General features: G+C 50.0%; 14 protein-coding genes and 4 tRNA genes. 5 read left to right on the top strand and 13 right to left on the bottom strand.

Going from position 1 to position 14,263, the window contains the following annotated elements; translation table 11 throughout:
* Positions 1-118: 118 nt before the first annotated feature.
* The 11 genes from rplL to BZG73_RS13280 all read right to left on the bottom strand — a co-directional run bounded on the left by rplL (position 119) and on the right by BZG73_RS13280 (position 5,335).
* Positions 119-487: a 50S ribosomal protein L7/L12 gene (gene rplL, locus BZG73_RS13330; RefSeq protein WP_046074512.1), complete on the bottom strand. Its 369-nt coding sequence runs from the start codon at positions 485-487 to the stop codon at positions 119-121.
* Positions 488-544: 57 nt separating this feature from the next.
* Entirely contained in the window at positions 545-1,033 is a 489-nt protein-coding gene (gene rplJ / locus BZG73_RS13325; RefSeq protein ID WP_046074511.1) for a 50S ribosomal protein L10, read from the bottom strand.
* A 229-nt stretch (positions 1,034-1,262) separates the two neighbouring features.
* Positions 1,263-1,967, bottom strand: coding sequence for a 50S ribosomal protein L1 (gene rplA / locus BZG73_RS13320; protein ID WP_046074510.1), 705 nt, complete (start codon positions 1,965-1,967; stop codon positions 1,263-1,265).
* A 4-nt stretch (positions 1,968-1,971) separates the two neighbouring features.
* Entirely contained in the window at positions 1,972-2,400 is a 429-nt protein-coding gene (gene rplK / locus BZG73_RS13315) for a 50S ribosomal protein L11 (protein WP_046074509.1), read from the bottom strand.
* A 122-nt stretch (positions 2,401-2,522) separates the two neighbouring features.
* On the bottom strand, positions 2,523-3,068 hold the full coding sequence (nusG, locus tag BZG73_RS13310; RefSeq protein WP_077668540.1) for a transcription termination/antitermination protein NusG: 546 nt from the start codon (positions 3,066-3,068) through the stop codon (positions 2,523-2,525).
* An 11-nt stretch (positions 3,069-3,079) separates the two neighbouring features.
* A complete protein-coding gene (gene secE, locus BZG73_RS13305) occupies positions 3,080-3,451 on the bottom strand; it encodes a preprotein translocase subunit SecE (protein WP_025674747.1) in 372 nt (123 codons plus the stop codon).
* 226 nt (positions 3,452-3,677) lie between these two features.
* A complete protein-coding gene (gene tuf / locus BZG73_RS13300; RefSeq protein WP_077668539.1) occupies positions 3,678-4,862 on the bottom strand; it encodes an elongation factor Tu in 1,185 nt (394 codons plus the stop codon).
* A 104-nt stretch (positions 4,863-4,966) separates the two neighbouring features.
* Positions 4,967-5,042: transfer RNA gene (locus BZG73_RS13295), tRNA-Thr, on the bottom strand.
* A 13-nt stretch (positions 5,043-5,055) separates the two neighbouring features.
* A tRNA-Gly gene (locus BZG73_RS13290) sits at positions 5,056-5,130 on the bottom strand.
* A 37-nt stretch (positions 5,131-5,167) separates the two neighbouring features.
* Positions 5,168-5,252 (bottom strand) — tRNA-Tyr (locus BZG73_RS13285).
* Positions 5,253-5,259: 7 nt separating this feature from the next.
* A tRNA-Thr gene (locus tag BZG73_RS13280) sits at positions 5,260-5,335 on the bottom strand.
* Between the two features lie 209 nt (positions 5,336-5,544).
* On the opposite strand from BZG73_RS13280, the gene coaA reads away from it, so the two are divergent.
* On the top strand, positions 5,545-6,483 hold the full coding sequence (gene coaA / locus BZG73_RS13275; RefSeq protein ID WP_046074507.1) for a type I pantothenate kinase: 939 nt from the start codon (positions 5,545-5,547) through the stop codon (positions 6,481-6,483).
* Between the two features lie 18 nt (positions 6,484-6,501).
* Here coaA and birA read toward each other — a convergent pair whose 3' ends face one another.
* Both birA and murB read right to left on the bottom strand, forming a co-directional pair.
* Entirely contained in the window at positions 6,502-7,470 is a 969-nt protein-coding gene (gene birA / locus BZG73_RS13270) for a bifunctional biotin--[acetyl-CoA-carboxylase] ligase/biotin operon repressor BirA (RefSeq protein ID WP_046074506.1), read from the bottom strand.
* The gene (gene murB, locus BZG73_RS13265; protein ID WP_077668538.1) at positions 7,467-8,501 is read right to left on the bottom strand and encodes a UDP-N-acetylmuramate dehydrogenase; all 1,035 of its coding nucleotides are present in this window, start codon (positions 8,499-8,501) and stop codon (positions 7,467-7,469) included. The genes birA and murB overlap by 4 nt, the downstream gene beginning before the upstream one ends.
* A 76-nt stretch (positions 8,502-8,577) precedes the next feature.
* Between murB and BZG73_RS13260 the strand changes: the two genes are divergently transcribed.
* The 4 genes from BZG73_RS13260 to BZG73_RS13245 all read left to right on the top strand — a co-directional run bounded on the left by BZG73_RS13260 (position 8,578) and on the right by BZG73_RS13245 (position 13,913).
* Entirely contained in the window at positions 8,578-9,009 is a 432-nt protein-coding gene (locus BZG73_RS13260) for a GNAT family N-acetyltransferase (RefSeq protein ID WP_077668537.1), read from the top strand.
* Between the two features lie 113 nt (positions 9,010-9,122).
* Positions 9,123-10,472 (top strand): CDP-diacylglycerol--serine O-phosphatidyltransferase, encoded by a 1,350-nt coding sequence (gene pssA / locus BZG73_RS13255; RefSeq protein ID WP_077668536.1) that lies wholly within the window; start codon positions 9,123-9,125, stop codon positions 10,470-10,472.
* Positions 10,473-10,483: 11 nt separating this feature from the next.
* Entirely contained in the window at positions 10,484-11,128 is a 645-nt protein-coding gene (locus tag BZG73_RS13250) for a nicotinamidase (RefSeq protein ID WP_077668535.1), read from the top strand.
* 199 nt (positions 11,129-11,327) lie between these two features.
* Positions 11,328-13,913, top strand: coding sequence for a family 20 glycosylhydrolase (locus BZG73_RS13245; protein ID WP_077668534.1), 2,586 nt, complete (start codon positions 11,328-11,330; stop codon positions 13,911-13,913).
* Positions 13,914-14,263 lie beyond the last annotated feature (350 nt).

The following is a 14,263-nucleotide window of genomic DNA, read 5'->3' as shown; positions in this document are numbered from 1 at the left end:
GCATGGTCAGCAGTGATAAAACGGGGTGAAAATTTCACTACTGCCCTACAGCGCAAAAAGGCCGGTGGCTTTTTAGCCACCAGCCAATGCCTTTTCAGGCTAGGAAATTAAGTATAAATTACTTAACTTCAACAGAAGCACCAGCTTCTTCTAGCTGAGCTTTAAGCGCGTCAGCTTCTTCTTTCTCAACACCTTCTTTCAGAGGTGCTGGCGCGCCGTCAACAAGCGCTTTCGCTTCTTTCAGGCCTAGACCAGTTGCGCCACGTACCGCTTTGATAACGGCTACTTTGTTCGCACCCGCTTCAGTTAGGATAACGTCAAACTCGGTTTGCTCTTCAGCTGCGCCGCCTTCAGCAGCACCGCCAGCAACAACGGCTGCTGCCGCTGATACGCCGAATTTTTCTTCCATAGCTTCGATAAGCTCAACAACTTGCATTACAGACATGTCTGCAATTGCGTCTAGGATTTGCTCGTTAGTGATAGACATAACAATTCTCTTTAAAGTCAACAATAAAAGGATTAAGCAACCAAATTAAACGGGCGATTAGGCCGCGTCTTTTTGATCGCGAACAGCGGCGATAGTACGAACCAGCTTGCCGGCAGAAGCTTCTTTCAAGCCCATCATTAGGCGTGCAATTGCTTCGTCGTACGTTGGCAGTGTCGCCAGTACCTCTGGGTCAGTGATCGCGCCTTCGAATGCAGCAGATTTAACCTCAAACTCTTTGTTTTCTTTTGCGAAGTCTTTGAAAAGACGCGCAGCGGCACCTGGGTGCTCGTTAGAAAACGCAATCAGAGTTGGGCCAACAAAAGTGTCTTGCAGACACTCATACTCAGTGCCTTCAACTGCACGGCGAGCCAGTGTGTTACGCACAACTTTCATGTAAACGCCCGCTTCGCGCGCTTGTTTACGTAGAGAAGTCATTGCGTCAACGGCAACACCGCGAGAATCAGCAACTACTGCAGACAGGGCTCCACTGGCAGCTTCGTTGACTTCAGCAACAATTGCTTTTTTGTCTTGAAGGTTTAAAGCCATTTGGATTTGCTCCTGGATTGTTTAACACCACTCTCTACAGCCTTGCAGAGAGAGCTTGTACGGTGCAGATCCAAGAAAGACGAGAAATCTATCATGTTCTGGCACCGTCTACGTAGGAAATATTAAGTTCGTAATGAACGCCTACGGTCTTGGACGAAGTTTGCCGAAGCAAACTCAGCCATAAAATTGTCAAGCGAGAGAGTATAAACTACTCACTCGCTTGTCGCAATTAGTTAACGCTTGCTTCCAAAGAGTTCTGGTCGAGAGACACGCCAGCACCCATGGTTGTTGAAAGGCTAACTTTCTTGATGTAAGTACCTTTAGCTGAAGTTGGCTTCGCCTTCTTCAGTGCCACCAACAGCGCTTCCAGGTTTTCTTTCAGGCTGTCAGCGTCAAAGTCAACTTTACCGATAGTGGTATGAACGATGCCGTTCTTATCATTACGATAACGAACCTGACCTGCTTTCGCGTTTTTAACCGCTTCAGCAACGTTAGGGGTTACAGTACCCACTTTCGGGTTTGGCATCAGGCCACGTGGGCCTAGGATGGTACCTAGCTGACCAACAACGCGCATTGCGTCTGGTGAAGCGACGACGACGTCAAAGTTCATTTCGCCTTTCTTCACTTGCTCAGCAAGATCTTCCATACCTACGATATCAGCACCGGCTTCTTTCGCCGCGTCAGCGTTCGCACCTTGTGTGAACACAGCAACACGGATGTCACGGCCTGTACCGTTAGGCAGTACAGTCGCGCCACGAACGTTTTGGTCTGATTTACGAGCATCGATGCCAAGGTTGACAGAAACATCAACACTTTCAACGAATTTTGCAGTCGCCAGTTCCTTCAGTAGAGCAACGGCTTCGTTGATGTCGTACTCTTTGGTCACATCAACTTTTTCGCGGATTACGCGCATGCGCTTAGTCATTTTAGCCATTGTCTTAACCCTCTACGTTCAGGCCCATTGAACGGGCGGTACCCGCAATGGAGCGTTTCATCGCTTCGATGTCCGCACCGGTCATGTCTGCCGCTTTGGTTTCTGCGATCTCTTGGATCTGCGCGTCAGTCACGGTACCCACTTTTTCAGTGTTCGGACGACCTGAACCAGATTTCACGCCTGCAGCTTTCTTAAGAAGAATCGCAGCTGGCGGGGTCTTGGTTACGAAGGTGAAAGAACGGTCACTGTATACAGTGATAACAACAGGAGTTGGCAGACCTTTCTCGATAGATTCGGTCTTTGCGTTGAACGCTTTACAGAACTCCATGATGTTCACACCGTGTTGACCCAGAGCAGGACCAACCGGTGGCGATGGGTTAGCTGCACCCGCTGCAACTTGCAGCTTGATGTAAGCTTCTACTTTCTTTGCCATTATTCAATTACCTTATTTTGGGTACTGACGTCTATCTTGCGATAAACTCCCCGTTTAACAAAAGGGCGCGAAATTATAGTCAAATTTCGCGCCCTTGCCAACCATTAGCGGTGCTTTTTTGATCAGGTTTTTTCTACCTGACCGAATTCCAGCTCAACAGGGGTCGCACGGCCGAATATAGACACCGAGACTTTAAGGCGGTTCTTATCGTAGTCGACTTGCTCTACGACACCATTAAAGTCTGCAAACGGTCCTTCGGTCACACGTACCACTTCGCCCGCTTCAAACACGGTTTTATGAACCGGAGACTCACTCGCTTTTTCTAAGCGATTGAGAATAGAGTCCGCTTCTTTATCAGAAATAGGTGCTGGGCGATCTGAGGTGCCACCGATGAAACCCATCACACGTGGCACAGCACGTACCAAGTGCCAAGATTCATCGTTCATCACCATTTGGACGAGCACATAACCTGGGAAGAATTTACGTTCGCTCTTGCGACGTTGCCCTTGGCGCATTTCAACCACTTCTTCGGTTGGCACCAAGACTTCCCCGAAATAGTCTTCCATTTCGTGCATTTTGATATGTTCGCGCAATGACTGCGCAACACGGCTTTCAAAACCAGAGAAAGCCTGGACCACATACCAACGTTTTTTGGGAGCTTCGCTCATGTACTTTTACCTCACACGCCAGTGATTAGGCGGACTAGACGGACCATGATTCCGTCAACGCCCCACAAGATGAGCGCCATAACAACAGTAACAGCCAGAACGATGAGAGAAGTCTGTAAAGTCTCTTGGCGGGTCGGCCAAATCACTTTACGCACTTCCATACGCGATTCGCGTGCAAACGTGATCGCAGCTTTTCCTTTCATCGTGAGTGCAGCGACACCACCGGCAGCGGCAACCAATACCACCACGGCAGCAGCTCGCACTACCACAGACACGTCACTGTACAGGCTATTCCCTATCACGGCTGCGGCCAATAGGACAAAAACAACACCCCATTTAAGGATGTCCATCGAACCGGATTGGGTCTCAGCGTTCGCTTTCATACATTCTACCTGTAACAAGTCTACATAGACGGCAGTGCCTTTTCAGCCATCCACAATCAGTGTATGGCAAAGGCACATGGTGACCATATCGCCTCCATCAAGCACGATACGATCACGAAACTCTGCGCTTGCTAACGACTGCTGGCTAAATTCACACCAATAGGAGCGTCAAACGCAGAAAAAGGGCATCAAATGATGCCCTTTTTACTAGTGTTTCGTCAAATCATTATTCAATGATGTTGGCAACAACACCAGCGCCTACAGTACGGCCACCTTCACGGATAGCGAAACGTAGGCCTTCGTCCATCGCGATAGGAGCGATGAGCGTAACAACCATCTTGATGTTGTCACCAGGCATTACCATCTCAACGCCTTCTGGCAGCTCGATAGTACCGGTTACGTCAGTTGTACGGAAGTAGAACTGTGGACGATAGCCTTTGAAGAACGGCGTATGACGGCCACCTTCGTCTTTGCCCAGTACGTATACTTCTGACTCGAATTTGGTGTGCGGAGTGATTGAACCAGGCTTCGCCAGTACTTGACCACGCTCTACTTCGTCACGCTTAGTACCACGCAGAAGAACACCAACGTTCTCACCCGCACGGCCTTCGTCTAGAAGCTTACGGAACATYTCAACACCAGTACAMGTGGTCTTSGYGGTGTCTTTCATGCCCACGATTTCAACGTCGTCACCYACAGTGATGATGCCTTGCTCAACACGACCAGTGACTACAGTACCACGGCCTTGGATTGAGAATACGTCTTCGATTGGCAGGATGAACGGCTTGTCGATCGCACGCTCTGGCTCTGGGATGTAAGAATCCAGCGCTTCAGATAGCTCAACGATCTTCTGCTCCCACTGCTCTTCACCGTTCAGGGCACCCAGCGCTGAACCTTGGATTACTGGGCAGTCGTCACCTGGGAAGTCGTACTCTGAAAGTAGTTCACGTACTTCCATTTCAACCAGCTCAAGCAGCTCTTCATCATCAACCATGTCACATTTGTTCATGAACACGATGATGTTTGGAATACCAACCTGACGGCCAAGTAGGATGTGCTCACGCGTCTGTGGCATTGGGCCATCAGTTGCTGCTACAACCAGGATACCACCGTCCATCTGCGCCGCACCGGTGATCATGTTTTTCACATAGTCAGCGTGTCCTGGGCAGTCAACGTGTGCGTAGTGACGGTTTGGCGTATCGTACTCAACGTGAGACGTTGCGATGGTGATACCACGATCACGCTCTTCTGGTGCGTTATCGATTGACGCGAAGTCACGAGCCGCACCGCCGTGTACTTTTGCAAGTACCGTACAGATAGCTGCGGTCAGCGTAGTTTTACCATGGTCAACGTGGCCAATAGTACCAACGTTAACGTGCGTTTTCGTACGTTCAAATTTTTCTTTAGACATGACAGTCCCTCTAAGCACGGTATTTCGGTGGCATTACGACCACACAACCAACAATCAGGTTTGTTGAGTATATATCAAACGGCTTGAAGTTACCTTGGAGAGGATGGTGCTGATAGGCAGATTTGAACTGCCGACCTCACCCTTACCAAGGGTGCGCTCTACCGACTGAGCTATATCAGCACTCTAAAAAGAGTGGAGCGGGCAGCGGGAATCGAACCCGCATCATCAGCTTGGAAGGCTGAGGTAATAGCCATTATACGATGCCCGCAATCGTTACTCGTAGAGCTATTCAAACAATTTGAAAATGGTGGTGGAAGAAGGATTCGAACCTTCGAAGGCTGAGCCGTCAGATTTACAGTCTGATCCCTTTGACCGCTCGGGAATTCCACCTAAATTTTGGTGCCGGCTGCCGGAATCGAACTGGCGACCTACTGATTACAAGTCAGTTGCTCTACCAACTGAGCTAAGCCGGCGACAAGTGCTGCGCATTCTATGCCATGGACTTGAGGGGTGCAATAGGGAATTTTAAAAAAATGGGTGATTTTTTCGTCTTTTGCGCATTTTTTCGCGTGATTGTTGCGAAAATAACCAGCCCGCCCACTCAACGCCAATCGTCGGCGCTTTTCCTTCCCTTTCGTTTGCGGTATCGTCACCCTCTTTACTGGCTTAAGGCACATGGATCATGAATGCAACGCTAACGCCTTATTTGTCGTTCGAGCGTCAACAATGGGCTGAACTGAGGGATGCAGTGCCCATGACGCTCACCGAAGATGACATTGACCGCTTGCGCGGCCTTAACGAGCATTTGTCGATGGATGAGGTGCGCGATATTTATCTTCCTCTATCCCGGCTGCTTAATCTCTATGTGAAAGCGCGCAAAAGCCGGACGGAAGTGCTAGACGAGTTTTTATCCCAGCCCGTCTCAAATCATGTGCCCTATGTCATTGGCATCGCGGGCAGCGTCGCCGTGGGGAAAAGTACCACCGCACGTCTTTTAAAAGCCCTGCTGACACGGTGGCCAGATCATCCTAAAGTTGCACTCGTGACCACTGACGGCTTTTTATACCCCAACGCCGAGCTTGAGTCGCGTGGCATCATGCATAAAAAAGGGTTTCCGCAATCTTATGACATGCGCAAGCTGGTTGAGTTTGTGGCCGACGTCAAATCAGGAAAAGACTGCGTCACCGCGCCGATTTATTCTCACTTGGTGTACGACATCACTTCTGACGTGCAAAAAGTGGAGAAACCCGACATATTGATCCTCGAAGGGCTCAACGTCCTGCAAAGTGGCATGGATTACCCGCATGACCCACATCATGTGTTTATTTCCGACTTTCTCGACTTTTCTATCTATGTCGACGCCGAACCAGAGTTACTAAAGCATTGGTATATTGAGCGCTTTATGAAGTTCCGCCGAGGTGCCTTTCTCGATCCACAGGCTTACTTTCATCACTACACGCGGCTATCGGTCGACGAAGCCACTCAAAAGGCGGCGACCATCTGGGATGACATTAACGGGAAAAACTTATCGGAAAACATTTTACCCACCCGTGAGCGCGCCAGTTTAATCCTAGAAAAAGGTGCCAACCACTCTGTTCAACGCATCCGTGTGCGCAAATAGTCCTTACAATCGCCGAGATTAGTCATCGCGTCTTAGAGAAATCTCTCCACCTAAATAAGGCGTGATGTCACCCTCAACGTCAAGTAATAAGGCACCGTGTTCGTCGATACCGCGCTCAATACCACGGACTTCCCGCTCTCCCATGAGTAGTTTGACGGGGCGATCAATAAAGTTATCCAACTTGGGCCAGTCGGCCATGATGCTCGATAGCCCATGTTGCTCATAGTCAATCAGTGCTTCTTTTAAACGCTCAATCAAGGTTGCCGCCAGTGTATTGCGCGATGGCATTGGATGGCAAGCGTCCGCTAATCGAGCCCAAGGCTGATCGATGCTGTCACGCAAATGCGCCCCCATACCAATATTCAACCCCATGCCGATCACAAGGTGAGCCGCATCGCCCGTTTGCCCCGTCATTTCCACTAAGATGCCAGCGAGCTTTTTATCCTGAAAATACAGGTCGTTGGGCCATTTCACCTTCACACCTGGCGCGCCTAGTTCATGGAGTGCTTTGGTGATCGCCACACCAACCACTAGGCTCAGTCCCATCGCCGCCGCAGGGCCGGCATCTAAACGCCAATACATCGACAAATACAAGTTACTGCCAAAAGGCGACTGCCACGCGCGACCACGGCGACCCCGTCCTTGCTGCTGATATTCAGCCAAGCAAACACTGCCTGACGCAAGTTGTCCAACACGTTCCATCAAGTACTGATTGGTCGAATCAATGACCGGGATCACGGATAAAGCGGGCACATCGGTATGCTCACTGAGCCAGACGTCATCGAGCAACTCAATCGGTTGTGATAAGCAATAGCCTTTGCCCTGCACCCGATAGATATCCAGTCCCCACGATTGCAACACTTTGATATGTTTGCTGACCGCCGCTCGGCTCATGCCTAGCGCATCGCCTAGCATTTCGCCAGAGTGGAATTCACCATCGGATAAACGATCGATAAGGGTAAGCCTTGCGGTATGTGCACTGCTCATTGTGCCTCCAAGCTGGTTTCGCCCTTGGCGCCCATAAAGCGCACCTCATGGTGCAAGGTCACACCAAACCGCGCCTTGACTTCGTCGACCACCTGCTTTGCTAACTGAATGACGTCTTGGCTGGTTGCATGATTAGCGTTGGTCAGCACTAAGGCTTGTTTTGGATGTACACGCGCGCCTCCCACTTGCTTGCCTTTCAAACCACATTGGTCAATCAGCCAGCCTGCGGCGAGCTTCTTTTTCCCCTCTCCGACAAAGTACATGGGTATCTCGGGATAACAGGTTTGCAAGGTTTGCGCCTGGTGTGCATCAATCACTGGGTTTTTGAAAAAGCTTCCCGCATTGCCACACTCACGGGGATCAGGGAGCTTGGCTTGGCGAATCGCACAGACCGCGTCAAAAATGGTTTGCGCTGATACCCGCTCTGGATCGAGATCCGCCAGCGCACCATATTTGAGCACGGGCTGCCACGTCTTCGCTAATCGGAACCCCACTTGCGTAATCACCCACCCTGTCATCGCGTCGGTTTTAAATATCGAGTCGCGATAGCCAAATTGGCAGGCTGCTCGGGTCAAACGACGTGTTTGCTGAGTCAATGGATTGACGATATCGACATACGCGCACCGCTCGCAAAACTCGACACCGTAAGCACCAATGTTTTGAATCGGCGCCGCACCAACACAGCCAGGAATAAGCGCGAGGTTTTCCAGCCCAGGGAACCCATTATCAATGCTCCAAGCGACTAAGTTATGCCAGGATTCTCCAGCCCCTACATGCAATACCCAGTGGTCGCCCTCATCATCGACTGATATACCAGCCAGGCGATTAAGCACCACCACGCCCTGAAAGTCTTGGCAAAAAAGCAGGTTGCTGCCTTCTCCCACCACTAGCTTAGGAAGCGTCAGATCGTCAGCATGCTGCCAAATCGCATATAAATCCTCCACGGTGTGCGCTTCCACGATCGCATGAGCGTGGGCGGGGAGACCAAAGGTGTGATGGGGTGTCAAGGACACATCAGATAACCACTTCATCAATGCATTACGCTGTCAGAAAAAATCATGGATAGGTATACTACCTGTCCTGCTCGTATTGCGCATCTATTAGGCTATGGATAATTACCACATTCACCCACTCGAGCCGTTACGGTTTCCTCTCGTGGCACGATTCTATAAAACCTACTATCCACCGGGTAAACCGAAAAAAGATGAACATATCTGGGTGGTGGATGGACCCAGCGGCTTATGTGGTGCGGTCCGCTTTCAACAACGTCAAAATTACCAATTACTCACTGGCATGTTGCTGCACCCACACTTGCGCGGGTCGGGGCTAAGTCATCAACTACTCGACGCCGTCCAGCCCGTATTGGCGCAACGCCCAAGCTTTTGCTTGGCATTTCGACCATTGACCGCTTTATACATGCAACACGGTTTCAGCAGTGTGGACACGCTAGCCCTGCCAGAGGAATTGGCAGCACGCTACCAAAGCTACTGTCATAGCGGTAAAGACTTAGTCGCGATGCAATACGCACCTAAAGCGTGACATTTACAACAAAGCCACCGCGCAGTCATCCGTGACTTGACCTAATTTCTGGTATAATTCAGGGTTTAGCATCAAACCGCTCGACTCTGGCCGTCGAACAACAAGAGGTAACAATGGATTCAGCGAACGCAAACCGGCAGCTTATCGACCGTCTGCCCACCATTGCGCACCAGCCAGAAAATCTCGAAACCTTATTAGATGCCGTCTCGTTTAGAGAGCGCTTGCTTAGTGAAATAAAAAAGGCGAAATCCAGGATTTACCTCGTCGCCTTGTATCTGCAGGATGATGAGGCTGGACGTAGCGTGCTTGATGCACTGTATGAAGCGAAACAGGCCAATCCTGATCTGGATATCAAGGTATTAGTCGATTGGCATCGAGCACAACGAGGGCTGATTGGTGCTGAACAATCTGATGGCAATGCGGGCTTATACCGCGCTTATGCTGAGCGTTACCCGCATAAAATAGAGGTACTCGGTGTACCAGTCAGAAACCGAGAGGTGTTTGGTGTCCTGCACCTAAAAGGCTTTGTGTTTGATGACACGGTACTCTACAGCGGTGCAAGCTTAAACGATGTTTATTTAGCACAACATAATAGATATCGATACGACCGCTATCATGTGCTCGACAATAAAACACTCGCCGATACCATGGCAGACTTTATTGTTAATACCCTAACGGCGGATAGTGCGGTCAACTGCCTCACCTCACCAGACCGGCCAAATAGCAAAGCACTTAAGCCTAGCATTCGTGAGTTTCGAACTCAGCTACAGCGTGCAAGCTATCGCTACGATGATGAGCCTCTCCGCGAGGATCAAGTCGGGCTAACCCCTATGGTCGGACTGGGTAAACGTAAGAACAAGCTCAATCGCTATATCTGCCACCTAATTGCGAGCGCGCAAAAAGAGTTGGTGATTTGCACCCCTTATTTTAATCCACCGCGTAGTGTAGTCAGAGAAATCCGTCGTGCACTACGCCGAGGTGTGACGGTGAGCATCATTGTTGGCGATAAAACCGCCAATGACTTTTACTCGCCGCCAGAGGCCCCCTTTAAGACCATTTCGGCACTCCCCTATCTGTATGAAGTCAATCTGCGCAACTTTGCACGCCGTAACGAAGCAGCGATTGCGAAACGCCAGTTAAACCTCCATATTTGGAAACATGATGACAACAGTTTTCACTTAAAGGGAATTTGGGTCGATCGCCAATACATGCTGCTGACAGGCAATAACCTGAACCCGCGCGCATGGAAGCTAGACTTAGAAAACGCCATCTTGATTCATGATAAGCATCAGCAACTCGAAGCGCAGAAACAACAAGAAGTAGACAAGATACTGGCACACACTCAGTTAATCGGCAGCTATAAACAGATAGAAAAAATGGAAGACTATCCAGCCCCGGTCAAACGTCTGCTTAAACGGATAAAACGGGTTAAGGCCGATCATTTACTCAATCAAATACTCTAGGTGATGATGCAATGAAACAAGCCAAAATTGCCGCGATTGACGTGGATGCGCAACGCACATTCACGCCGCTTTGTCCTGATGAATTGCCTGTGCCTGAGGGCGATACCATCGGGCCGGCTCTTAACCAGCAGGCGGCATTGGCTGATTTACGTATACTGACCAAAGATGCACACCCCAGCAATGCAATCTGGGTAGTCGACGACCCCGCGGATATGTTTCAATCGTTGCCACACAAAAACGCTGACCTTACTTGGGTCAAGCATGCCGTGCCTGGCACCAAAGGGTTTGAAACCATCGATGGCTTGCCCCCCATTACCGATTACGACTATGTGGTTTGGAAAGGGATCGAGCCTGATCTGCACCCCTACGGTGCCTGCTTTCATGATATTGAAGAAAAACTCAGCACCGGCTTGATTGAGTGGCTGCATAGCCAAGAGGTTGAAACCGTGATTGTCGGTGGCCTGGCAACCGATTATTGCGTTAAAACCACCGCCATCCAGCTGAAAAAGCGCGGGCGCTTTGACGTCATCGTTAACCTCGCAGCGTGTCGCGGAATTAACCCCGACACGGTATCATCCGCTTGTGACGAAATGGTCGCTGTCGGGATTCGACTGGTGGATAGCCAAATCGCGTTAAGCTGCTTACTTCCGCGTTAATTTGTATCGCAGTGGATCACCAATTTCCTCTGCGATCTTCCTCGCTGTTTTAGCGAAACCCACAGCCCATACACATCAATAAGTTTGACTCCTTAGACATAAATACGCTTTAACTAGCAAGATTGCTAGGCTTATTGAGCACTATCCTCTACTGTCCTGTTAACTATTTTCACAATAAAAAATAAGTTTGGAGGATAGCATGCTCAAACCTACCGCACTGGGTCTCCTGATCGGCGCTTCATTATGTAGCACCGCTTGGGCGATGCCTACATCACAGCTTGATGCACTCGGAAACGGTCTCGATATCCAATACCAAGTGCTTGATAATACGCAAGATGACTGGCGCTCTTTTACGGGCAAGGTCGCGTTTACTAACCACAGTGCTCAGACGCTACCTAAAACGGGCTGGGCGATTTATTTCAGCCACATTCGCATGATCAATTCGATCGATACCGATCAACTTAAAGTCTCACACGTCAACGGGGATCTCTTCAAACTCGAGCCCACGGATAGCTTTGCTCCGCTTGCTCCCGGTGAGCAGTTAGTGGTTGGCTTCAATGCCTCTGACTGGCAAGTTGCTAAATCCGATATTATGCCGAATTGGTATTTAGCCTCCGACGATGAAACTGGCACGCATACCGCATTGATTACCAGTACCAGTAACCACAAAAATGGCCAAGTACCCACCAAGCCGGATGATGAGCTCACCTTTGTCGGTGACTTTGACGCTCCCGCACAGTGGAAGCGCTACGGCGGCGCATTGACTGACCATTATGACCCATTCACAGCCGAGCAACGCTATGTGCGTAATGCCGATCTGTCGTTGGTAGACACCCAAGGACAAGTGCTACCCACCCCTGCCAGTCGCATTGAGAAAAACGGCCACGTCACTCTCGATAGCGAATGGACCGTGGTCTACGACAACGGCTATCAAGCACAAGCTCAATGGCTAGCCGATCAGCTTGGCATTTCAGCCACTGACTGGGCATCCACCAACCAAAAAGTCATTCATGTGGGCTGGGGAAAAGTCAGCCTGAATGGAAGCGACCAGTGGCATGAAGCGTATCGCTTAGATGTACAACCTGAGCAGCAGCGTATTGACATCGATGCCCCTGATCAAGCGGGAGCCCTATATGCTGCGCAAAGCCTGCTGCAACTCAAAACCGGCGACACACTCAAGGCGGTGACGCTAACTGACGCACCACGCTTTGCTTACCGAGGCCTGTCTGTCGATGCGGCGCGAAACTTCCGCAGCAAAGAAGCCATCTTTAAGTTACTCGATCAGATGGCCGCTTTGAAACTCAACAAACTGCATCTACGCCTCAGTGATGATGAAGCATGGCGTATTGAGATCCCAGCCCTCCCGGAACTGGCGGACGTCGGTAGCAAACGCTGTCATGATTTGTCGGAAACCCGCTGCGTGTTGCCCTTCTTAGGTGCAGGGCCTGACGGCACAGAAGCATCCAATGGGTATTACACCACGGAAGATTATCAAGCGATCTTGCGTAAAGCAGAGGCGCTCAATATCACCGTCATTCCAGAAGTAGATATGCCAGGTCACGCGCACGCGGCCATCAAAGCGATGGAAGCGCGTTACCACAAGTACATGGCACAAGGTGATGAAGCCAAAGCGAAAGAATATTTGCTCACGGACTTTGAAGACGACACACAATACCTCTCTGTGCAGATGTTTACCGACAACGCGATAAATGTCTGTATGGAATCCAGTTATCGCTTCGTCGATACGGTGGTTGCCGCGCTCGTCGACGCGCATCGAGACATACAGCCGCTCGATACATTTCACTTTGGCGGTGATGAAATTGCCGGTGCCTGGAAAGAGTCGCCCGTCTGTCAGTCCTTTATTGCAGATAACGATGCAGGTGTGAACAGTGTTGACGATCTGAGTCAGTACTTTGTTGAGCGTATTTCGCACATTACCCAACGTCATCAGCTCGATCTCGGTGGTTGGGAAGATGGCCTCATGCACAACAATAAAGTCTATCCACGCGCACAACTTGCCAATGAGCACGTCTATGGCAACGCGTGGCAAAATATCTGGGAGTGGGGCGTTGCCGATCGCGCCTATAATCTCGCCAACAATGGCTATGGCGTTATCTATAACCAAGCCACACATCTCTATTTTGACCACCCCTATGAACCAGACCCAAGTGAGCGTGGCTATTATTGGGCACCCCGTTTTACCGACACCCGTAAGACGTTTAGCTTTATGCCCGATGATCTCTACGCTAACGCAGATGCAAAGCGCAATGGTGCACCTATCACCAAACAGGAAGTACTAGACGCTGCCACCGTGAAAACACTGACGCGTCCAGACAATGTGCTTGGTTTACAGGCATCTATTTGGAGTGAAACTATTCGCTCCGATGGCCAATTTGAATCCATGACCTTCCCTCGCCTCTTCGCCATGGCTGAGCGAGCTTGGCACCGTGCCGAATGGGAAGCAAGCACTCAAACCGGACAAGAGGCGAATCAAACCAAGCGCAACATTGATTACAACCTCTTTGCTAATCAGTTAGCGAACTACTGGTTCCCACAACTAGAGCAACAGGGTGTGGGCTTCCGCTTACCCGTTCCGGGTGGAGTGATAGAAAGTGGTATATTGAAAGCGAACTCGCCATTCCCTGGACTCACCATTGAGTACTCAACCGATAATGGTGCAAGCTGGCAGACCTATGATGCGGCGAACGCTCCTCACGTCACTGCACCAGTGCAGCTGCGTACCATTTCAGGTGATCGAGTAAGTCGAGTCAGTAAAATTCAATAATCAAGCTATTACACAGCTTAGAAAAAACAAAGCCCCGTCGACAAGACGGGGCTTTTTATTGGATCTTGGATAGATGGAAAATGAAAAGACATCTACTCGGCAGGCAGTTTAAAGCAAGGCATAAAGGGCCAGGCTTTATTGAACTTCCAAATACAAAAAAGCCCCGACCGTGAGGTCAGGGCTTGGTGTTTTCTCATCAAAGTCTTACGCATATCCGCTTTGATGATTAAATTGCGAGCTATGCGCAGTGAGTTTTGAAGCGAGACGCACAGTGTATGCCAATACATGAGCATCGCAGCTATCAAAAATCGCAAGCAATAGGCGCAATTTATAATCAAAGCCTGGCGATG

Source organism: Salinivibrio siamensis (assembly GCF_001996005.1).
Classification (GTDB): Bacteria; Pseudomonadota; Gammaproteobacteria; order Enterobacterales; family Vibrionaceae; genus Salinivibrio; species Salinivibrio siamensis.
Note: the sequence above shows the minus strand (reverse complement) of the source record. Positions and strands in the feature narration are given on the sequence as shown.

Bases quoted from the DNA above. Each gene is read 5' to 3' on its own strand.
- rplL (WP_046074512.1), bottom strand. From the start codon at position 487: ATGTCTATCACTAACGAGCAAATCCTAGACGCAATTGCAGACATGTCT.
- rplJ (WP_046074511.1), bottom strand. From the start codon at position 1,033: ATGGCTTTAAACCTTCAAGACAAAAAAGCAATTGTTGCTGAAGTCAAC.
- rplA (WP_046074510.1), bottom strand. From the start codon at position 1,967: ATGGCTAAAATGACTAAGCGCATGCGCGTAATCCGCGAAAAAGTTGAT.
- rplK (WP_046074509.1), bottom strand. From the start codon at position 2,400: ATGGCAAAGAAAGTAGAAGCTTACATCAAGCTGCAAGTTGCAGCGGGT.
- nusG (WP_077668540.1), bottom strand. From the start codon at position 3,068: ATGAGCGAAGCTCCCAAAAAACGTTGGTATGTGGTCCAGGCTTTCTCT.
- secE (WP_025674747.1), bottom strand. From the start codon at position 3,451: ATGAAAGCGAACGCTGAGACCCAATCCGGTTCGATGGACATCCTTAAA.
- coaA (WP_046074507.1), top strand. From the start codon at position 5,545: ATGAATGCAACGCTAACGCCTTATTTGTCGTTCGAGCGTCAACAATGG.
- birA (WP_046074506.1), bottom strand. From the start codon at position 7,470: ATGAGCAGTGCACATACCGCAAGGCTTACCCTTATCGATCGTTTATCC.
- murB (WP_077668538.1), bottom strand. From the start codon at position 8,501: ATGAAGTGGTTATCTGATGTGTCCTTGACACCCCATCACACCTTTGGT.
- BZG73_RS13260 (WP_077668537.1), top strand. From the start codon at position 8,578: ATGGATAATTACCACATTCACCCACTCGAGCCGTTACGGTTTCCTCTC.
- pssA (WP_077668536.1), top strand. From the start codon at position 9,123: ATGGATTCAGCGAACGCAAACCGGCAGCTTATCGACCGTCTGCCCACC.
- BZG73_RS13250 (WP_077668535.1), top strand. From the start codon at position 10,484: ATGAAACAAGCCAAAATTGCCGCGATTGACGTGGATGCGCAACGCACA.
- BZG73_RS13245 (WP_077668534.1), top strand. From the start codon at position 11,328: ATGCTCAAACCTACCGCACTGGGTCTCCTGATCGGCGCTTCATTATGT.